Origin of the sequence: Kaistia soli DSM 19436 (assembly GCF_900129325.1) — a bacterium.
Lineage (GTDB): Bacteria > Pseudomonadota > Alphaproteobacteria > Rhizobiales > Kaistiaceae > Kaistia > Kaistia soli.
In genome coordinates, this window is the sequence record NZ_FQUP01000004.1 from 407,934 (window position 1) to 426,060 (window position 18,127).

An 18,127-nucleotide genomic window follows, 5' to 3' on the forward strand; every position below is an offset into this window, starting at 1 on the left:
CGCCAGGGACCGCAAAGGCCGCAAGATTGACTCAAAGTACAAAAGTGTTTATTATATGGTAAACATATAATATCTGCAGGAGCTCAGCGTTTGGCAGCTACGGTTGAAGATCCGCTTGGTTTCGTCCTGGTCGACGTCGCGCGACTTCTCCGCCGCCGGTTTGAAAAAGCTCTTGAAAATGCTGGCCTTGGGCTGACGGTCGCTGAGGCCCGCACGCTGGCTTTCGTCAGCCGGCGACCCGGCCTGCGCCAATCCACGCTTGCCGAGGAACTCTGCGTCGAGCCAATGACTCTGGTCGGCTTCCTTGATCGGCTCGAGGCTGCCGGCCTTGTCGAGCGCATCCAGGATCCGGCCGATCGCCGCGCCAAGCTGATCCGCCTGACGCCTACAGCAGCCAACATCGTCCGCCGCATCCGCTCGATCGGCAAGGCGGTCCGCGAGGAAGCGGAGCGCGGCGTCGATCCCGATGTGCTGGAAACCATGCGCCTGACGCTGCTCAAGATGCAGGACAACATCATGAAGGCGCCGGAACCCGTTTCCTGAAGGCCTTAGGCGCGCGTGGGGCGACCCGGATCCAACCTTGATCGGCATCGCATCAAGCCGATACAAGGCGCCGCTTGCGCCACGAGCCGTGTCGGCTAGGTTGTCGGAAGAGACAAGCGAGGCGACGAATGGCGAGCGTAACAGTCATCAACCATCCCCTGGTGCAGCACAAGCTGACCATCATGCGGGATCGGCACACTTCAACGGCGGGATTTCGTCAGCTCCTGCGCGAGATCGCGACCCTGCTGTGCTATGAGGTCACGCGCGACCTCGAGATGACCACCACCACCATCGAGACCCCACTCGCCGAAATGAAGGCGCCGACGCTTGCCGGCAAGAAGCTGGTCTTCGCCTCGGTGCTGCGCGCCGGCAACGGCTTGCTTGAAGGCATGCTCGACCTCGTGCCGGCAGCGCGCGTCGCCCATGTCGGTCTCTACCGGGACCCGAAGACGCTTCAGGCCGTCGAATACTATTTCAAGGCGCCTGACGATCTCGACGAACGCCTGACGATCGTCGTCGATCCCATGCTCGCGACGGCGAACTCCGCCATCGCCGCTGTCGACCGCCTGCAGGAGCGCGGCGCCAAGGACATCCGCTTCGTCTGCCTGCTGGCCGCGCCGGAAGGCATCGACAAGTTCCACGGCACGCACCCGGACGTCCCGATCTTCACCGCGTCGGTCGACAAATATCTGAACGACAAGGGCTATATCGTCCCCGGTCTTGGCGACGCCGGCGACCGGATGTACGGCACCAAGTGACGCCGCGTCGTCAGATGGGGCGAGAATGAGCTTCACGCCGGACGAGATCGAGCGCTACGCCCGCCATCTCGTGCTGCCAGAGGTCGGAGGACCGGGCCAGCAGAGACTGAAGGCGGCGCGCGTACTGGTCATCGGTGCCGGCGGGCTCGGCTCGCCCGTCATCCAATATCTGGCCGCTGCCGGCATCGGCACGATCGGCGTCGTCGACGACGACGTCGTGTCGCTGTCCAACCTGCAGCGCCAGGTGTTGCACGATGAAACCTCGATCGGCACGGCCAAGGCGGCGAGCGCGGCCGCTGCGGTGGCACGACTGAACCCGCACGTCGCCGTTGAAATTCATCCCGTCCGGCTCGCCGTCGACAATGCGGATGCGCTGATCGAAGCCTTCGATATCGTCGTCGACGGCTCAGACAATTTCGAAACCCGCTTTCTGGTGGCGGATCGCGCGGCTGCCCTGCGTCGGCCTGTGGTGACCGCGGCGGTCGGCCGCTTCGACGGTTCGCTTACTGTGCTGAAGCCCTTCGAAGAGACGGATGGTCGCCCGAATCCGGGCTATCGCGACCTCTTTCCCAAACCGCCGCCGGAGGGTCTCGTCCCGAGTTGCGCCGAGGCCGGCATCCTCGGCGCGGTCGTCGGAATCCTCGGAACGCTGCAGACGGCCGAAGTCCTGAAGCTGGTCCTCGGCATCGGCGAACCGCTCGTCGGACGACTTTTGCTCGTCGACGTGCTCCTGATGCGGTTCGAGACGATCAGCTATCGGCGGCGTTCATGACGCGCGACCGGGCTGGCGCCGAGCGTCAAATGGCCGGCTCCATAGGCGAAGCCGAGGATCGCGGCCGTTACCCTGTCGAGCGAAAGCCGGCCAGAAATGAACGGCGGATCCGCCTGGCGCGGTTCGGCCGCCTCGAAATGGTCACGATAAATGCTGCGGAACAGATAGCTTGCGGGGATCATGATTCACTCCCTCATCGTTTTGAAGCGATTCAATCCACATCCAGCGATGTTTGAACCGATTCAAAAATAGCAACTGACTTTCGAATGTCAAGGATTGTTTGAACCGATCCAAGAACCAAGTAGAGTGCTGGAAAGAACGGAGCTGCAGGCTTGAGCCAGGTTGTCAGGCTGTCCGATGTCGCCAAGGCTGCCGGCGTGTCACAGGGGACCGCGTCGAACGTCTTCAACCGCCCGGATATCGTGCGCAAGGAAGTACGGGAACGGGTTGAAGCGGCTGCCCGCGCGCTCGGCTATTCGGGACCGGATCCCCGGGGACGGCTGCTGCGCGCCGGCAAGGTCAACGCGATCGGCGTCGCGACGGCCGAGCCGCTGTCCTATTTCTTCGACGACCCCTATGCGCGCGTGCTGATGACAGGAATCAGCCGGGCCTGCGACCTGCAGGGCGCTGGCATTTCCCTGGTATCGGCGGCAAACGAAGAGAAGCTCGCCTGGAACATCCAGAGTGCGATCGTCGATGGCTTCGTGCTGCTCTGCATCGAGGGCGGCACTCGCCTTGTAGAGCTGACCCGCGAACGCAAGCTGCCTTTCGTCGCGCTGGGACTCGAGCATGACGACGAGACCATATCGATGATCGGGATCGATGATCACGCGGGCGCCCACACCGTCGCAGCCTATGTTGCCGATCTCGGACATCGCCACTTCGCGATCCTGTCGCTACAGCTCGTAGACGGCCATGTCGGCCGTGTCGACGATGCCGCGATTGCGGCGGCGATCTACAAGAGCTCGCGCGAGCGCATAGAAGGCTATCGCGCAGCGCTCGCCGAACGCGGCATTGATCCATCCACGGTGCCGGTGTTCGAAACCGAGAATGACCGGACGAGCGTCATGGCCGCCCTCACTGAGCTTTTCGACAGCGCAGGACCGCCGACTGCGCTGCTCGCAATGTCCGACCGGATCGCCTTGTTTGCGCTGGACTGGCTGGCGGAACGTGGCATCGCGGTTCCTGCCGAGGTCTCTGTCGTCGGCTTCGACGGCGTCCCGGAGAGCGCCTATTCGGAGCCGCCGCTCACCACGGTGTCGCAGCCGATCGAGGAGATCGGGCGCATGGCGGTCGAGCTGATCTTCGACGACGCAAAAGAGACACGTCGCCTGTCGGTGCCGGTCGATCTGACCATCCGCCAATCAGCGGCACCCCCGCCCGCCGACAGGGCATGACGGTCGGGACTTGATCCGACTCTCCGCCCGCCAGTTGCGCGCCCGAGGCAGCGATGAATGACGGCCACAGGGGATTTCGGGGACATTCAGCGCCGCGCGTGATGAGTTCCATCTGAATATTCCATTTGAATGCTGGAAGCCGGTCGACCATTGTGCCCGTGACGCTCGGTGGGCGGCCGATCCGGCCGGCCCGAGGACACCTGGCACGCCCCACGAGAGACGACGATCCCCTCCGCCACCCTTTTCCGCAGGTGGCTCGTCGTTTTGCACTCGCACCGCCGGGCTCGGTCACTTCGCCGATCCGGCCCTCCTCCCCTACATGGAGACTGACCATGGAATATCGGAAGCTTGGCAACAGCGGCACAGTCGTGACCGCCTATTGTCTCGGCACCATGACCTTCGGCGCCGAATCGGACGAGGCCACCTCGTTCGCCCTGCTCGACGACTATGTCGCCGGTGGCGGTAATTTCATCGATACTGCCGATGTCTACAGCGCCGGCGAATCCGAGGCGATCATCGGCCGCTGGCTCAAGACGAAGCCGTCCGCCGTCGACGACCTCGTCATCGCTACGAAGGGGCGCTTCCCGATGGGCGGCGGACCGAACCATGTCGGCCTGTCGCGCAAGCATCTCGGCGCCGCGCTCGACGCATCGCTGAAGCGGCTCGGCGTCGAGCAGATCGACCTCTACCAGATGCATGCCTGGGACGCATTGACGCCGCTCGAGGAGACGCTGCGCTTCCTCGACGATTCCGTCAGCAACGGCAAGATCGCCTATTACGGCTTCTCGAACTTCCTCGGCTGGCATCTCTCCAAGGCCGTCTGGATGGCCAAGGCGAATGGCTATACGGCTCCGGTCACGCTGCAGCCGCAGTATAATCTGCTTGTGCGCGACATCGAACACGAGATCGTTCCCGCCTCGCTCGACGCAGGGATCGGCCTCCTGCCCTGGTCGCCGCTTGGCGGCGGCTGGCTGTCGGGCAAGTACAAGCGCGATCAGATGCCGACCGGCGCGACCCGCCTCGGCGAAAACCCGAAGCGGGGCATGGAGGCCTTTGACGCCCGCAACGCCAATCCGGTGACGTGGGCCGTGATCGGCAAGGTGCAGGACATTGCCGAAGCCCATGGTGTCAGCATGGCACAGGTGGCATTGGCCTGGGTCGCGGCGCAGCCCGCCGTAACATCGGTCATTCTCGGCGCCCGCACGCGCGAGCAGCTCGCCGATAATCTCGGCGCGGCAAAGCTTGTTCTGACCGCCGAGGACCTCGCAGGCCTCGACGCTGTCAGCAAGCCTGAAATGGCCGATTATCCCTATGGCACCGGCGGCATGGGTCAGCGCCATCGCAAGATCGAGGGCGGCCGCTAGCCGAACCAGCATCCACGCTGCGCGGTCGGGGCCTCTGCCCCGGCCGCGCAGTGCGCATACCCGGCCGGAACTAGAATGCCGCCGCGACGGCGTCGATCTCGAACAGCCAGCGCGGGTCGGCCAGCGCGTGCACGAACAGAAACGTCGAGCTCGGCCTGTGGCTGCCGAAGAAGTCGGTGCGGATCCGGTTGAACTCCGCCTGCAGCGACGGCGTCATCTCGACATGGCGAGTGAAGTAAAGACCAGTGCGGACGACATCGGCTGGGGTCAGCCCGGCTGATCGGAGCACCGCACCGACATTGTCGAAGGCGAGCCTCGCCTGCTCCAGAAGTCCTTCCCCGATCCGCCCATCGGCCGCGGCGCCGACCTGACCGGAAACGAAGAGGAACCGCTTCGGCGCAGGAAACTCGAGCCCCCAGCTGAGCGGCCCGACGACCGGCAGCACGTCATCCGGGTTATGTGGTGTGAACATGATCTGACGTCCTTCCGTGGCATCGTTCGTGGCGATCAGGCAATTGGCCGGAACCGACCCTGTTATCGTGAGTTAACCGACCTCATAGCCGAGGTCGTGATCAAATGTTCATCCGTTACGGGTACCGCATCGAATTCGACGTTTTCCAGCCGATGACGATCCTGACGGCGCTCGATCTTTCTGCCGAAAGACAGACCGATGTCATCGACGAGGATTGGCGGATGGGCGGCAGCGGGCTCAGCTGCCAGATCTTCAAGGATGCGTTCGGCAATACCCGGCGCCGCATCGAGGCCGCGCCCGGCACCGTCTCGCTCGAAAGCGTCGGGACGATCTACGACACCGGCTATACCGATCCATGGGCGCCATCGGCCCGCCAGGTTCCGGCAGGCGAGCTGCCGACTGAGGTCCTGCCGTTCCTGCTCGGCAGCCGCTATTGCGAGACCGACCTTCTCGGCAGCGAGGCTTGGATGCGGTTTGGTCATATCGAAGGCGGCTGGGCACGCGTCCAGGCCGTTTGCGATTTCGTCCATTCGCATCTTACCTTCGGTTACGGCTTCGCGCGCCCCACGCGTACGGCCGCTGAAGCCTATCAGGAACGCGTCGGCGTCTGCCGCGACTTCACGCATCTCGCGGTCACGCTTTGCCGTGCTCTGAATATTCCCGCGCGCTATTGCAACGGCTATCTCGGCGATATCGGCGTGCCGTTCAATCCGAGCCCGATGGACTTCAACGCCTGGTTCGAAGCCTATATCGGCGACCAGTGGTATCTCTTCGATGCGCGCCACAACATGCCCCGCATCGGCCGTATCACGGTTGCGCGCGGCCGCGACGCCGCCGACATCCCGATGCTGCACAGCTTTGGCCCGCACAATCTTCGCCGTTTCGAGGTGATGACCGAAGAAGTCGCCGACCCCGCGCTCCGCATCGCCGCCGAGTAGGGCGGCACCAGCTTGCTTGCGGTCCTTACCCAGGTCGGTGGCCGTCAGGAGACTTCGTGGCGCCAGAAAAGGTCATTCCGATTAAAATCAGCAGGCAGGCGGCGCTGATCAGGTTGACCTCGTACAATGCGGCAGCGGCTGACTGGGTCAACGGCACGATCGGCTGCCCGATCAATCCGACGACACATGCGTAGCCGGCGATGGCCAGCGCCACGATGCCATAGCTCCAGGACCGCTCGTCGGTTCTGAAACAAAGGCCAGCCAGCACGAGACAAGGCGCGAGGAACAGCGTCAGCCCGGCATCCGCCCCGAACAACGACAATGCGAGCAGTGAATTGAAGATACCGGCCAGCGGAAGCATCGCTCGGCCCAACGCGGAGTTACGGCGTGCAACGATCGGCGCGCACGCGAAGAATGGCGTCGACAACCAGGTCAGCATTGCTGCCATCCCGCCGCCGCCGGCAACCCACTGCACATAGAGCGGATAAAGGGGCTGGTTGGAAGCGACGATCAGCGCAATCCAATTGCTGGCGACGACAAGTGGATCGGGATGGTCCGCAAAGCGCTGGACACGATGCCAGCCCCTTCCCCACCGATCCATCATCCCGTCACCGCCTGCGCTGATCCGCCCCCCGCTCATCTTGCAGCGGCGACGATCTTTTCAAGGGCGCGGGCCGCGTATGAACGCGACCGTCACTGTTCATTGCCGCAAACCGCGCTCTACCTGGAGGCGAAGACGCCACCTCATGCGAAGGAGCGGCGCGGTTCTGCTGCGCGCGGTATTGACGCATATGCGCGTTCCACCCTGCGCCAGCACGCCAGAGCCCGCGGCCGGATCCACAACATTTCCGCAGCGACGGACGGGTCAGGACGAAAGCGATGACGCGCGCGCTCCTGTCGTCCCCCGGAAATGGGCCCGGATCGCGCCGGCTGCGCATCGACAAGCGCGCCGAACCACCCTAGCTTCGCCACAGAATGGACACGGCTTCGCCATCGACGGGGCAGCGTGGCACTAAAAGCCTTCGGAGGAAGCGATGGAACTCGACGCACTCTTCCTGTCACGCCTGCAATTTGCCTGGGTCATCATCTGGCATGTGATGCTTCCGGCCTTCACGATCGGCACCGCCTCTTATGTCGCCGTGCTCGAGACGTCCTATTTCATCACCAAGCGCGAAATCTATCTGCGGCTTTCGACCTTCTGGATCCGCATCTTCTCGGTCTCCTTCGGCATGGGCGTCGTCAGCGGCATCGTGATGCCGTTCCAGTTCGGCACCAATTGGAGCCGCCTGTCCGACGCCGCGGCCAATGTGATCGCGCCGCTTCTGGCGTATGAGGCACTCACCGCCTTCTTCCTCGAGGCGGCGTTTCTCGGTGTCCTGCTCTTCGGCCGCAACCTCGTGCCCCGCTGGGCCTATCTCGGCGCGACGCTGATGGTCGCCTTGGGCACGCTGATCTCGACCTTCTGGATCCTTTCGGCCAATAGCTGGCTGCAGACGCCGGCAGGCTATGAGGTCGTCGACGGACGCTTCTTCGCAACGTCCTGGCTGCAGGCGATCTTCAACCCATCCTTCCCCTATCGTCTCGCGCATAACGTCATCGGCTTCTACATCACCACCGGCTTCGTCGTGATGGGCGTCAGTGCTTATCTGCTGCGCCGCGGCACCTTTGCCGAGGAGGGCCGCGTCATGATGAAGATGACGCTCTGGCTGCTGACTGTGCTGGTGCCGCTTCAGATGTATGCCGGCGACGCCCAAGGCATCAACACGCTGCAGCATCAGCCGGCCAAGCTGGCCGCACTCGAGGCGATCTGGGAGACGGGCACCGAGATGCCGCTGACCCTGTTCGCCATCCCGGACGAGAAGACGGCAACTAATCTCTTCGCGATCGATATTCCCTATCTCGGCAGCCTGATCTGGACCCATACGCTCGATGGCGAGGTGCAGGGGCTCGACGCCTTCCCGCGCGAGAACTGGCCGCCGGTCGTGATCCCCTTCTTCGCCTTCCGCGCCATGGTGGGGCTCGCCGTGGTCATGCTGGGGCTCGTCGTCTGGGGGAATTGGCTCCGCTACCGAGGACGCCTGACCACTGACACACTCTATCTGAAGGTGCTCCAGATCACGACGCCGATCGGCTTCTTCGCGGTCATCTCGGGCTGGCTGATCAGCGAGGTGGGGCGACAGCCCTGGACCATCTACAACATGCTGCGAACGGCGGATTCTGTTTCGCCGTCGCTGACCGGGCTTGACGTGCTGATCTCGCTCATCGGCTATGTCGCGGTCTATCTCTTCGTTTATCCGACAGGCATCCTGCTGATGTACCGCATCGTGCGGAAGGGACCACGCCTGGCCTCGACAGACGACGACGACAGCCCCGTCAAGGGCGGCCGTCCGGATGCGCCGGTGATCGCCGGCGCCGTCGAGCAGTAAGGGAGCATGGCGATGAATACGGTCCTCGATTTCGTGCCGATCTGGACGGTCATCATTGGGATGGGTGTCTTCTTCTATGTGATGCTGGACGGCTTCGATCTCGGCGTCGGCATGCTCTATGGCTTCGCGCCCGACACGCCCTCCCGCAACCTGATCATGAACTCGGTCGCGCCCATCTGGGACGGCAACGAGACGTGGCTGGTGCTCGGCGGCGTCGCGCTGCTGGCAGCCTTCCCCCTCGCCTTCGCGATCATCATCCCGGCCGTCTATTTCCCGGTGCTGGTGATGCTGCTGTCGCTGGTCTTCCGCGGCCTCGCCTTCGAGTTCCGCTTCCGCGACAGCGAGCACAAGACGTTCTGGGACCATGCCTTCTGCTACGGATCGGCCTCGGCAACCTTCGCGCAGGGCGTCGTGCTCGGCAGCTTCATCCAGGGCTTCGAGGTCAGCGGCCGCACCTTCTCGGGTTCGTCCTTCGATTTCCTGACCCCGTTCTCGATCCTAACCGGAATCGCGCTGATGTTCGGCTATGCGCTCCTCGGCGCCGGCTGGCTGATCCTGAAGACCGAAGGCGCCGTTCAGGCGCTGGCGCGGCGCCAAGGCCGCATCTGCCTCATCGGCGTCGTCATCGCCATCGGCATCGTCAGCCTCTGGACCCCCTTCGCCAGCGCGGAAGTCGCGGCGCGGTGGTTCTCGTTCCCGAACATCATCATCTTCGCGCCGGTGCCGATCGCCGCGCTCGTGGTGGCGTTCCTGACCTGGCGCGCGCTCGGCTCAGCGCGTGAGGCCGCGCCGTTCATCGGCGCAATCTGCCTGTTCGCGCTGTCCTATATCGGCATTGCGATCAGCCTGTTCCCGATGATCGTGCCCTACAAGTATACGCTCTGGGACGCGGCCTCCTCCGAGGCGACGCAGGCCTTCCTGCTGGTCGGCACGCTGGTGCTGCTGCCGGTCGTGCTGATGTACACGGCATGGTCGTACTGGGTGTTCCGCGGCAAGGTGCGCGCCAATATCGGCTATCACTAGGTGCCCGGGAGCGGCCGGCAGCACCCGGCCGCCGACGATCGCGATCCCTGCGGAACGGCTGACCGTGACGGCGCTTGGCGCCGTCTCGCATATCGACCATGGCGAGGGCGCGCCCTTGCTGGCCCTGCATGGCGGCATGGGCGGCGCCGACCAGGCCTTCCTCTTCGCAGCCGCTCTCGCGCCCGATCTCACCCGCTGGCGTCTGATCGCGCCGACGCGTCCCGCCTATGGCGGCGCCCGAGCGACGGCGCCGACGCTCGACGCCGAGGCAGACCGCCTCGCCTCCCTGCTGGACCAACTCGGGATCGGGCGGATCACGGTCGCCGCGCTGTCGGCCGGCGGTCCGGTTGCGATCGCTTTCGCGCTCCGCCACGCGGAGCGTTGCGACAGACTGCTGCTCGCCTCGGCGATCACCGGGCGGATGACCGTCAGGCCCGATCTGCTGCGCGGCCTTCGCTTAGGCCGGCTCGCCGCGCGCCTGCCGTTCATCAAGAGCTTCCTGCGGCGGCGGCTTGCCGCGGATCCTGCCCGCGCCGTCCGCCGCCTCGCCGGCGACGCCGACCTCGCGCGGCGGCTGCTGTCCGATCCGGAAGCATTCGGGCTGCTCCACGCGCTTGAGCAAAGCCTGCTAACACGGTCGGTCGCCCGCATCGACGGGACCTCCGCCGATCTCCACCGCATCGCGCGCCTGCCGCCTTTCCAATTCGAGGCACTCGCAATGCCTGTCCTCGCGATTCACGGGCGCGCCGACCGCGTCGTCCCCTTCGATCATGCTGCATCACTCGCAGCCCGTGCGCCAAATGCCCGTTTGCTGCCGATCGAGCATGGCCGCCACCTAGCGCTCTTCACCCATCTCGCCGAGGCTCGCAGCGCGATCCTGCCCTTTCTGCACGGATGAACCCTGTCGGATTAGTCCCGGCTCAAGCGTCCTTGGGCGAGCAGCCGAGGCTGCTTCGATCAAACAGGAGAAGACCATGGCAAGAACCGCGGCCGTCCTCGTCGCCCGGCTGATCTTCGGCGGCATTTTCGTGATGGCGCTCGTCTTCAAATTCGCCGATATGGGCCAGACAGCCACCTACATCGCCTCAGCGGGCTTCCCATTCGCCCTTCCGCTCGCCTGGATCGCGGCCTTCTTCGAACTGGCGCTCGCCGTCTGCTTCCTCTCGGGCGCCTTCTTCACGGAGGCTTCGATACTCGCGGCGATCTACGTGCTGTTCCTCGCCTTTGCCTTCCACGGTCCGTCGCATTGGACCGCCAATCAGGCCGAGTTCGGCTTCTTCGTCGATCACTTCACATTCTTCGCCGGCCTGCTGTTTGCCGCCGTGCACGGACCGGGCGATCGCCTGGTGCTGCGCACGCCGCCGCTCCTCGGTCGCGCCGCGCGCTGAGATGACGGAACCGGGCGTCGCCATGGCGATTTGAATCATCGGCCGCGCCCTGCGGCGATGTCCGGGAGTTCTCCATGTCCGACAGCGTTAGCGTGCTGCAAGCCGTCCGTGCCGATTCCCTCGACATCGAACGGCGACGGCGCGGTCGCGGCTTTGCCTATTTCGGTGCCGACGGCAAGCAGATCCGCGACCCCGAGACCTTGGCGCGCATTCGCAGCCTCGCCATCCCGCCCGCCTATACCGACGTCCGCATCGCGTCCCTGCAGAGCGCCCATCTCCAGGCCATCGGCCGCGACGTGGCCGGGCGCCTGCAATATCGCTATCACCCCGATTGGGATGTCGAGCGCGAGGCGCGCAAGGCCGAGCGGCTGTCGGAGATCATCAAGGTGCTGCCGCGCGTCAGAGCGGCGGTCCGGCGCGATGTCGCCGGCGCGGCGCTGAGCCGACGCAAGGCGCTCGCCGCCGCGGTTGCGATCATCGATGAAACCCATATCCGGGTCGGCGGGGAGTTCTATCTGGAATCGAGCGGTGCCCATGGCGCAGCAACACTGCTCAAGCGGCAGGTGCGCCTTTCGACCTCCGGGCTGACACTCTGCTTCCGCGGGAAGGGCGGCAGCACCATCCGCTGCGCCGTCATCGACAGGCAATTGGCGCGCGCCATCCGGCGCATCTCGACGCTGCCCGGTCGCCGCCTGTTGCAATATCGCGACGAAGGCGGCGCGGTGAGGACAATCCGCTCCGACGATATCAATGCCTATCTGAAGCGCGTGTCCGGCCGCGACATTTCGGCGAAGGACTTCCGCATGCTGGCGGCAAGTGCCGCCGCGACGGAGCAGTTGGCCAGCATGGCACCCGCTCACTCGGAGCGCATGCGGCGCCGTCAGATCGCCGAGGTCATGCGCCTCGTCGCGGCCGACCTTGCCAACACGCCTGCCGTCGCGCGGAAGAGCTATGTCCACGCGCTGGTGGTCAAGGCCTTCGAGGCCGGCGCCCTCCCCGCCATTCTCCGGCGCGCCCGCACTGGGCAGCATCGCAGCCGCGGCGAGAATGCTCTCGCGCGGCTGATGTCGCTACGCCTCGCCGACGCCTGAGCGGTTACACGCGGTCGAGCGCGGTCTCAGGCGTCAAATCGGTCGGGGCCCATTCGACAGGCTTCAGGCCTGTATCAGTGCGCCATCTGGCCCAATAGGGCGCCGCGCCCTGATCCTCGGCGCCATCTTCTTCCAGCATGCGTGCCTTGCTGCGCCAGCGCATCAGATGGCACGCACCATTCTCCTCCCGCCCGACGACGAGCGTGCCGTCGCGTGGCGCGGTATCCATCGGCTGGAAAGGGCCGAGCTGACCGAGATCGTCATCGGTCGTCTGGTTGGCCTCTCGGCTGCTCTTGTCCGCGAGTGACTCGTTCATCGCTGTCTCCTCTCATTTCAGCAATCCAATGCTCGTCGCCGCGAAAGGCTGCGACGGCTGCTCAGACAGCGGCAAAGCGGACGATCTCTAGCCGTGCCCGACAGCGAGCCCGAGCTTGTGAATCAATGCCCTTGCGTCGTCCGGGGCATGGCGTTTGTCGGTATTGTCGAAATAGACATAAACATCGCGCGGCGCCGGGTGTGCATCGGGCGGCCCGGCCGTGTCGGCATCGGCCGCCGGCTTTCCATCGGCGAAGGCACGGATGAGCCGTGCCCAGCGATCGAGCGCGGCCTCGCTATACCCGCTGCGATAGAGCTCCTCCGAGCCATGCAGGCGGAGATACGCAAAGTCGGCCGTGAGATCCATCAGCCGGGGCCATTCGACCGTGTCCGCACAGACCAGCGCCACGCGGCGGTGGCGCAACATTTCGATGAAGTCGCCGTTTCGGAAGCTGTCATGCCGGATCTCGACGCCGTGGCGGACCCTGTGCGCCGCGACATGATCCGGCAGTTCGATCCCCGGCAGGCGGGAATCGTGCTTCCGCGCGAGCGCCAGCGCGGCCTCGGCGTCGTGCGGCAACTGCGCCAGAAAATCATCAAGGCGCGCGGCGTCGAAAGCGAAGCTGGCCGGAAATTGCCACAGCACCGGCCCGAGCTTGGGGCCGAGCTCAAGCACGCCCGACGCGAAGAAATTGGCAAGCGGAGCCTCCGGCTCGCGCAGGCGCCGCATATGGGTGATGTAGCGCGGGCCCTTCACGGCGAAGACGAAATCGTCCGGGGTTTCGGCAGCCCATCGGCGAAAGGTCTCCGGCCGCTGCAGCCGATAGAAGGTGCCGTTGATTTCGATGCTGGCGAACGCATCGGCCGCAAAGGAGAGTTCGTGCTTATGGGCGAGGCCTTGCGGATAGAAATGGCCGCGCCAGGGCGAATAAGTCCAGCCGGAAACGCCAATCCTGATCGTGCCCTGTCGTCTCATCGCGTCCTTGTCTCCCGGACGACGAAACGCTTCGCGCGGCCATGGGGTTGCGCAGCAACGGCTCTCACCACTCGATCAGGGTATGCGCATTTCTATGCTCCGCTCGACGAAGCTTGGCCTTGGCTATTCCGGAGATGATCCTGTTTTGGGAACGAAATTTCGGGAACGAAGCTTGGCGGGCCGGGATTGGTATGCAGTCGCGCGGCATCACCGCGGCGCGGGCATCCGAATCCATTCCCATTTAAGGAGCACCGCCATGGCTGAGCATTCCAATACTTCTGGCCGCGGCTTCGCCTCGATGGACGGGGACAAGCAGCGGGACATTGCCCGCAAAGGCGGCGAAAGCGTCCCGAACGAGAAGCGCAGCTTCTCGCAGGATCGTCGTCTCGCGGCCGATGCCGGCCGAAAGGGCGGCGAAAGCGTTCCGCATGAAAAGCGCAGCTTTTCGATGAACCGTGAACTCGCCGCGGCAGCGGGCCGCAAAGGGGGCGCGGCCTCGCATGGTGGCGCCAAGAAAACATCGAGTGCACGTTCGAAATCCGACGCACTCACCGAGGACTTGGATCGCTCAGCCGATTCGAGTCGCAAGGGCAGCGCGCATTGATCGGCGGGCACCGCGCTCCCGATCATGCCACTTGCTGCTGCACGTCCGGACATTTCCCACGTCCATGACCACCCTGTCCCAGCTTCTCGCAGGCCTGCACATTCTCATTGTCGAGGACGATGCGCTCATCGCCTTTGATCTGGCGGAGAATTTCACACACGCCGGCGCCGTCGTGATCGGCCCGGTCAATACGGTCGGCAGTGCCTTGCGCGCCATTGCAGAGGCCGACCGTCTCGACGCGGCTGTCGTCGATCTCAACCTTTTCGGCGAACTCGCCTTTCCGGTCGCTGACCTGCTGCTCGAGCGCAGCATACCCTTCGTCTTTGCGACCGGGCTCGATGCCTCCGATATTCCGATGCGCTACGCCGCGATCGGCCATTGCGCCAAACCCGTCGCGCCCGCCAACCTTGCCGAGGCCTTTTCGTGGCTGCAGCGCGACGCTGGATGATCACCTAACGACGCGCTGGCTAGAGGCCTGCCCTCAGCTGCCAATAAGTCCCTGATAGACCTTCACATAATCCTGCGCCATGCGGCGCGCCGTGAAGCGTCGCTCGAATTCCTGGCGGATCCGGTGACGCGGCAGATCGTCGATCGAGCGCACCGCGTCGACGGCCTCATCGAGGCTCTCGACGATTCGCCCGGTAACACCGGGCTCGATGACCTCGGGTACAGAACCGGCCCGCCACGCGACGATCGGCGTTCCCGCAGCCATCGCCTCGATCATCACAAGGCCGAACGGCTCGGGCCAGTCGATCGGGAAGAGTAGTGCCTTCGCCTTGCCGAGCAGGTCCGCCTTCCCACTGTCGTCACGCTCGCCGAGATATTCGACACCCTCGGTTGCCAGCAGCGGTTCGATCTCTTCCCGGAAATAGCGCTCGTCGGCAGCATCGACCTTCGCGGCGATCTTGAGCGTCATGCCGAGCGCTGAGGCGACTTTGATGGCGCGATCCGGTCGCTTGTCCGGAGAAATCCGGCCGAGAAACAACAGATAACCGCCCGATCCGTCGCCTTCGGTGATCAGATCCTCCGGCATGCCATGCGGCACGGTCGCGACATACCGCGCATCCGGTAGCGGCAGGCGCTGGTTGTTCGAAATCGAGACCAGCGGCATCTCCGGATGGGCGGCCACTGCCTCGGCGGCCTCTTCGCGGTCGAGCCGGAGATGCAGGGTCGTCAGGCACTTGTTCTCAGCACCCGGAAAGGCGCCGAAATGCGCGAACTCGGTGTGGAAATGGACAATGTCGAAATCGTCGAGCTGGCTTCGCACATGTGCAAAGACATCGGCGAGCGCCGCGTGATCGCGCCCGGCGCTCCGGCTGGCCTCTGCACGTGTCACGAAATGGCTTGCGCTTGTTTCCGAGTCCCCGGTCGCAAACAGCGTCACCTCATGGCCGTCCTCGACCAACGCCTCGGTCAGCCATGAAATGACGCGCTCCGTCCCGCCATAAAGACGCGGCGGCACCGCCTCAAGCAGCGGCGCAACCTGGGCAATCCGCATCGATCATCCTCCGAAGGCAAGACAGGGTCTCCCTTCAACGGATGGACTGCGGCAACGTTCCAAGGCGCCGGCCAAGCGCACAAGGTCACGGCCGGCGATAGTGCGTCTAAGGCGCGCGGGGCAGGAGCACCGCGTCGATGGCGTGGGCGACACCATCTTCGGCATTGGAAGTCGTCACATAGTCCGCCAGCGCCTTGACCTCGTCGCTGGCATTGCCCATGGCGATCGCGAGGGCACCGACGGAAAACATCGGCAGGTCGTTGACCATGTCGCCGACCACCGCCACCTCGTCGAGCGGAACGCCAAAATGGCTGGCGAGCGCCTTCACCGCATAGCCCTTGTCGGCGCTCGGATGCGTGATGTCGAGATAATAGGTCTGCGATCGCTTGGCCGACGCGCTGGTGCCGAGCAGTTGCTGCAGTTCGACCTCGCAGCGGATGAGCAGTTCCGGGTCCTTGGACGAGCCGACGATCTTGCCGGCGCGCGCGATATGATCGCCGAAATCGGTCACCGCAATCGGCTCGAAGCCCACGGTGTGAACCTCGTGCGCCACATAGGGCCCGTCAATATCGGTGACGAACCACTCGCCGTCTGCAAACACCCAGACATCGACGCCGGCCTTTCGCAATTCGTCGACCGCAAGGCGTGCGGCCGCCTCCGGCACGAAATGCTGCTCGATCGGCGTCAGGTCGGCCGCGACGATCGATGACCCGTTGAAGCCGGCAAACCGGTCGACGCCGAGCGGTCCGGCCACCGACAGCATCCCCCGCGGCGGCCTGCTGGAGACGATCGAAAAGGCGATCCCGGCGGCGCGAAGCTGCGCCACGGCCTCGATCGTCGCCGGCGCCACATGCTTGTTGGGACTCGGTGTGACAATCGTGCCGTCGACGTCGGACACAAGAAGCGAAATCCGCTTTGGAAGGGCGCGGCCGGTCATTTGGGAGCCTTCTCGTCGAGGGAGAACCAGGAGAAGCCATCGCGCTCGATGAGCGCATCGGCAGCGGCCGGCCCGGCCGAGCCGGCCGGATAGTGATAGATCTCGCCGGGCGCATTGGCCCAGGCCTCGAGGATCGGTTCGACCGCCGCCCAGCCGGCCTCGATATTATCGGCGCGCTGGAACAAGGTCGCGTCACCGACGAGACAGTCATAGATCAGCGTCTCGTAGCCTGTGGAAGGCTCGCGCTTGAAATAGTCGGCATAGCGGAAGTCCATGTCGACTTCGGCGAGGCGTACCGCGCGGCCAGGGATCTTGGCGGCGAGACGCAAGGAAATGCCTTCGTCAGGCTGCACCCGCACGACGAGCGCATTCGGCTGCAGGCTGTTGGTGGGCGTGTCCTGAAACAGCGTATGCGGCGGACTCTTGAACTGCACCACAATCTCGGTCTTGCGGACCGACATCGCCTTGCCGGTGCGGATATAGAACGGCACGCCCGACCAGCGCCAGTTCTCGACTTCGAGCTTCAGCGCGACATAGGTCTCGGTCCGGCTGGTCGGCGAGACATCCGCTTCCTCGCGATAATCCTTGACCGCGACTCCCCCGACCTCGCCGGCGGCATATTGCGCGCGCACGGCATAGGCAGTCGCTTCGTCCGGCGTCAGTTTCCTGATCGCCTGGATGACCTTGGCCTTCTCGGTGCGGATCGCATCGGCGTCGAACGAATTCGGCGGCTCCATCGCGATCATCGCGAGCAACTGGAACATGTGGTTCGGCACCATGTCGCGCATCGCGCCAGTCGCATCATAGAAGCCACCGCGCCGCTCGACCGTTACAGTCTCGGCAGCGGTGATTTGGATATGATCGATGAAGTTGCGATTCCAGATCGGCTCGAAGATGCCGTTGCCGAACCGCATCGCCATGACGTTCTGCACCGTCTCCTTGCCGAGAAAGTGGTCGATGCGGAAGATCTGGCTCTCGTCGGCGGCGCGCAGCAGCTGCGCGTTCAGCGCCTGGGCCGAGGCGAGGTCCATGCCGAACGGCTTCTCGACGACGATCCGGCGGAACTCGGTTTCGTCCTCGGCAAGGAGGCCAGCCTTGTCGAGATGATCGGCGATCGGGCCGAAGAAGCGCGGCGCGACGGCGAAATAGAAGACAGCGCCATGCGAAGCCGGCTCATTGGCGGCGATGCGCTCATGGATCGTCTGGTAGGTCGCGGGATCGTCGAAATTGCCGACGACATAGCCGGTGCGCTGCATCAACCAAGCCCACGCGTCCTTATCGACCGTCGCACCCGCAGCCTGCGCCAGGCCCCTGGCTGTCTCGGTCAGATAGGCGCGGTAGTCTTCCTCGCTGTGATCGACGATATCGACGCCGATGACGCTGAAGGCCGGATCGAGCGCGCCGTCGCGCGCAAGATTATAGAGGGAGGGCATCACCAGCCGCTTGGTGAGGTCGCCCGACCCGCCAAAGATGATCATCGTGGAGGGCGGTGCGGGCGTCGCATCCTTCGGCAGCACCGGTTTACCTGGAAACGCTGTCATCGGATGTCCCTTTCTCGAGGTCGATTCACTTTGAGGCAGCCTTTGCTTGCTACGGCTAGCGCTGAGGAAGTGTTAAGTGCGGAG

At 64.5% G+C, this 18,127-nt stretch carries 21 protein-coding genes; 13 read left to right on the forward strand and 8 right to left on the reverse strand.

Annotated elements, in window-relative coordinates:
* Positions 1-90: 90 nt before the first annotated feature.
* The 3 genes from BUB39_RS18660 to moeB all read left to right on the forward strand — a co-directional run bounded on the left by BUB39_RS18660 (position 91) and on the right by moeB (position 2,073).
* On the forward strand, positions 91-543 hold the full coding sequence (locus tag BUB39_RS18660; RefSeq protein WP_073056476.1) for a MarR family winged helix-turn-helix transcriptional regulator: 453 nt from the start codon (positions 91-93) through the stop codon (positions 541-543).
* Positions 544-671: 128 nt separating this feature from the next.
* Positions 672-1,301 (forward strand): uracil phosphoribosyltransferase, encoded by a 630-nt coding sequence (upp, locus tag BUB39_RS18665; RefSeq protein ID WP_073056478.1) that lies wholly within the window; start codon positions 672-674, stop codon positions 1,299-1,301.
* 25 nt (positions 1,302-1,326) lie between these two features.
* A complete protein-coding gene (gene moeB / locus BUB39_RS18670) occupies positions 1,327-2,073 on the forward strand; it encodes a molybdopterin-synthase adenylyltransferase MoeB (RefSeq protein ID WP_073056480.1) in 747 nt (248 codons plus the stop codon).
* Here the strand turns inward: moeB and BUB39_RS18675 are convergent.
* A complete protein-coding gene (locus tag BUB39_RS18675) occupies positions 2,055-2,255 on the reverse strand; it encodes a hypothetical protein (protein ID WP_073056482.1) in 201 nt (66 codons plus the stop codon). The genes moeB and BUB39_RS18675 overlap by 19 nt on opposite strands.
* Positions 2,256-2,405: 150 nt before the next feature.
* Here BUB39_RS18675 and BUB39_RS18680 point away from each other — a divergent pair, with 150 nt between their 5' ends.
* Entirely contained in the window at positions 2,406-3,470 is a 1,065-nt protein-coding gene (locus BUB39_RS18680) for a LacI family DNA-binding transcriptional regulator (protein ID WP_073056484.1), read from the forward strand.
* Positions 3,471-3,802: 332 nt separating this feature from the next.
* Positions 3,803-4,834 (forward strand): aldo/keto reductase, encoded by a 1,032-nt coding sequence (locus BUB39_RS18685; RefSeq protein WP_073056486.1) that lies wholly within the window; start codon positions 3,803-3,805, stop codon positions 4,832-4,834.
* Positions 4,835-4,904: 70 nt separating this feature from the next.
* Here BUB39_RS18685 and BUB39_RS18690 read toward each other — a convergent pair whose 3' ends face one another.
* Positions 4,905-5,306 (reverse strand): RidA family protein, encoded by a 402-nt coding sequence (locus tag BUB39_RS18690; RefSeq protein WP_073056488.1) that lies wholly within the window; start codon positions 5,304-5,306, stop codon positions 4,905-4,907.
* 104 nt (positions 5,307-5,410) lie between these two features.
* Between BUB39_RS18690 and BUB39_RS18695 the strand changes: the two genes are divergently transcribed.
* Positions 5,411-6,244 (forward strand): transglutaminase-like domain-containing protein, encoded by an 834-nt coding sequence (locus BUB39_RS18695; RefSeq protein WP_073056490.1) that lies wholly within the window; start codon positions 5,411-5,413, stop codon positions 6,242-6,244.
* A gap of 25 nt (positions 6,245-6,269) precedes the next feature.
* Here BUB39_RS18695 and BUB39_RS18700 read toward each other — a convergent pair whose 3' ends face one another.
* A complete protein-coding gene (locus BUB39_RS18700; RefSeq protein ID WP_084527646.1) occupies positions 6,270-6,848 on the reverse strand; it encodes a hypothetical protein in 579 nt (192 codons plus the stop codon).
* A gap of 430 nt (positions 6,849-7,278) precedes the next feature.
* On the opposite strand from BUB39_RS18700, the gene BUB39_RS18705 reads away from it, so the two are divergent.
* The 5 genes from BUB39_RS18705 to BUB39_RS18725 all read left to right on the forward strand — a co-directional run bounded on the left by BUB39_RS18705 (position 7,279) and on the right by BUB39_RS18725 (position 12,172).
* A complete protein-coding gene (locus tag BUB39_RS18705) occupies positions 7,279-8,670 on the forward strand; it encodes a cytochrome ubiquinol oxidase subunit I (protein WP_073056492.1) in 1,392 nt (463 codons plus the stop codon).
* Between the two features lie 12 nt (positions 8,671-8,682).
* Positions 8,683-9,693, forward strand: a complete 1,011-nt coding sequence (cydB, locus tag BUB39_RS18710) for a cytochrome d ubiquinol oxidase subunit II (protein WP_073056910.1) — start codon at positions 8,683-8,685, stop codon at positions 9,691-9,693.
* Between the two features lie 64 nt (positions 9,694-9,757).
* Positions 9,758-10,591, forward strand: coding sequence for an alpha/beta fold hydrolase (locus tag BUB39_RS18715; protein ID WP_084527649.1), 834 nt, complete (start codon positions 9,758-9,760; stop codon positions 10,589-10,591).
* 76 nt (positions 10,592-10,667) lie between these two features.
* Positions 10,668-11,081 (forward strand): DoxX family protein, encoded by a 414-nt coding sequence (locus tag BUB39_RS18720; protein ID WP_073056496.1) that lies wholly within the window; start codon positions 10,668-10,670, stop codon positions 11,079-11,081.
* 74 nt (positions 11,082-11,155) lie between these two features.
* Positions 11,156-12,172 carry a DNA topoisomerase IB gene (locus tag BUB39_RS18725; protein WP_073056498.1) on the forward strand — a complete coding sequence of 339 codons (1,017 nt, stop codon included), beginning with the start codon at positions 11,156-11,158 and terminating at the stop codon, positions 12,170-12,172.
* 4 nt (positions 12,173-12,176) lie between these two features.
* Here the strand turns inward: BUB39_RS18725 and BUB39_RS18730 are convergent, their stop codons facing one another.
* Entirely contained in the window at positions 12,177-12,488 is a 312-nt protein-coding gene (locus tag BUB39_RS18730; RefSeq protein ID WP_073056500.1) for a hypothetical protein, read from the reverse strand.
* 87 nt (positions 12,489-12,575) lie between these two features.
* Positions 12,576-13,463, reverse strand: a complete 888-nt coding sequence (locus BUB39_RS18735; RefSeq protein WP_073056501.1) for a DUF72 domain-containing protein — start codon at positions 13,461-13,463, stop codon at positions 12,576-12,578.
* Positions 13,464-13,719: 256 nt separating this feature from the next.
* On the opposite strand from BUB39_RS18735, the gene BUB39_RS18740 reads away from it, so the two are divergent.
* Complete coding sequence (locus BUB39_RS18740; RefSeq protein WP_084527651.1) at positions 13,720-14,067, forward strand: con-10 family general stress protein; 348 nt, start codon at positions 13,720-13,722, stop codon at positions 14,065-14,067.
* A gap of 64 nt (positions 14,068-14,131) precedes the next feature.
* Positions 14,132-14,515, forward strand: coding sequence for a response regulator (locus BUB39_RS18745; protein WP_073056503.1), 384 nt, complete (start codon positions 14,132-14,134; stop codon positions 14,513-14,515).
* Between the two features lie 33 nt (positions 14,516-14,548).
* Here BUB39_RS18745 and BUB39_RS18750 read toward each other — a convergent pair whose 3' ends face one another.
* From BUB39_RS18750 to zwf, 3 genes are all read right to left on the reverse strand, one after another.
* Positions 14,549-15,565, reverse strand: coding sequence for a glycosyltransferase family 4 protein (locus BUB39_RS18750; protein WP_073056505.1), 1,017 nt, complete (start codon positions 15,563-15,565; stop codon positions 14,549-14,551).
* A 106-nt stretch (positions 15,566-15,671) separates the two neighbouring features.
* Entirely contained in the window at positions 15,672-16,502 is an 831-nt protein-coding gene (locus tag BUB39_RS18755) for a Cof-type HAD-IIB family hydrolase (RefSeq protein ID WP_073056507.1), read from the reverse strand.
* Positions 16,499-18,043, reverse strand: a complete 1,545-nt coding sequence (gene zwf / locus BUB39_RS18760) for a glucose-6-phosphate dehydrogenase (RefSeq protein WP_073056509.1) — start codon at positions 18,041-18,043, stop codon at positions 16,499-16,501. The genes BUB39_RS18755 and zwf overlap by 4 nt, the downstream gene beginning before the upstream one ends.
* Positions 18,044-18,127: the final 84 nt, after the last annotated feature.

Coding starts and splice junctions, on each gene's coding strand:
- BUB39_RS18675 (WP_073056482.1), bottom strand. CDS start 2,255: ATGATCCCCGCAAGCTATCTGTTCCGCAGCATTTATCGTGACCATTTC.
- BUB39_RS18690 (WP_073056488.1), bottom strand. CDS start 5,306: ATGTTCACACCACATAACCCGGATGACGTGCTGCCGGTCGTCGGGCCG.
- moeB (WP_073056480.1), top strand. CDS start 1,327: ATGAGCTTCACGCCGGACGAGATCGAGCGCTACGCCCGCCATCTCGTG.
- BUB39_RS18745 (WP_073056503.1), top strand. CDS start 14,132: ATGACCACCCTGTCCCAGCTTCTCGCAGGCCTGCACATTCTCATTGTC.
- BUB39_RS18695 (WP_073056490.1), top strand. CDS start 5,411: ATGTTCATCCGTTACGGGTACCGCATCGAATTCGACGTTTTCCAGCCG.
- BUB39_RS18750 (WP_073056505.1), bottom strand. CDS start 15,565: ATGCGGATTGCCCAGGTTGCGCCGCTGCTTGAGGCGGTGCCGCCGCGT.
- BUB39_RS18705 (WP_073056492.1), top strand. CDS start 7,279: ATGGAACTCGACGCACTCTTCCTGTCACGCCTGCAATTTGCCTGGGTC.
- cydB (WP_073056910.1), top strand. CDS start 8,683: ATGAATACGGTCCTCGATTTCGTGCCGATCTGGACGGTCATCATTGGG.
- zwf (WP_073056509.1), bottom strand. CDS start 18,043: ATGACAGCGTTTCCAGGTAAACCGGTGCTGCCGAAGGATGCGACGCCC.
- BUB39_RS18725 (WP_073056498.1), top strand. CDS start 11,156: ATGTCCGACAGCGTTAGCGTGCTGCAAGCCGTCCGTGCCGATTCCCTC.
- BUB39_RS18730 (WP_073056500.1), bottom strand. CDS start 12,488: ATGAACGAGTCACTCGCGGACAAGAGCAGCCGAGAGGCCAACCAGACG.
- BUB39_RS18685 (WP_073056486.1), top strand. CDS start 3,803: ATGGAATATCGGAAGCTTGGCAACAGCGGCACAGTCGTGACCGCCTAT.
- BUB39_RS18740 (WP_084527651.1), top strand. CDS start 13,720: ATGGCTGAGCATTCCAATACTTCTGGCCGCGGCTTCGCCTCGATGGAC.
- BUB39_RS18720 (WP_073056496.1), top strand. CDS start 10,668: ATGGCAAGAACCGCGGCCGTCCTCGTCGCCCGGCTGATCTTCGGCGGC.
- BUB39_RS18735 (WP_073056501.1), bottom strand. CDS start 13,463: ATGAGACGACAGGGCACGATCAGGATTGGCGTTTCCGGCTGGACTTAT.
- BUB39_RS18700 (WP_084527646.1), bottom strand. CDS start 6,848: ATGATGGATCGGTGGGGAAGGGGCTGGCATCGTGTCCAGCGCTTTGCG.
- upp (WP_073056478.1), top strand. CDS start 672: ATGGCGAGCGTAACAGTCATCAACCATCCCCTGGTGCAGCACAAGCTG.
- BUB39_RS18755 (WP_073056507.1), bottom strand. CDS start 16,502: ATGACCGGCCGCGCCCTTCCAAAGCGGATTTCGCTTCTTGTGTCCGAC.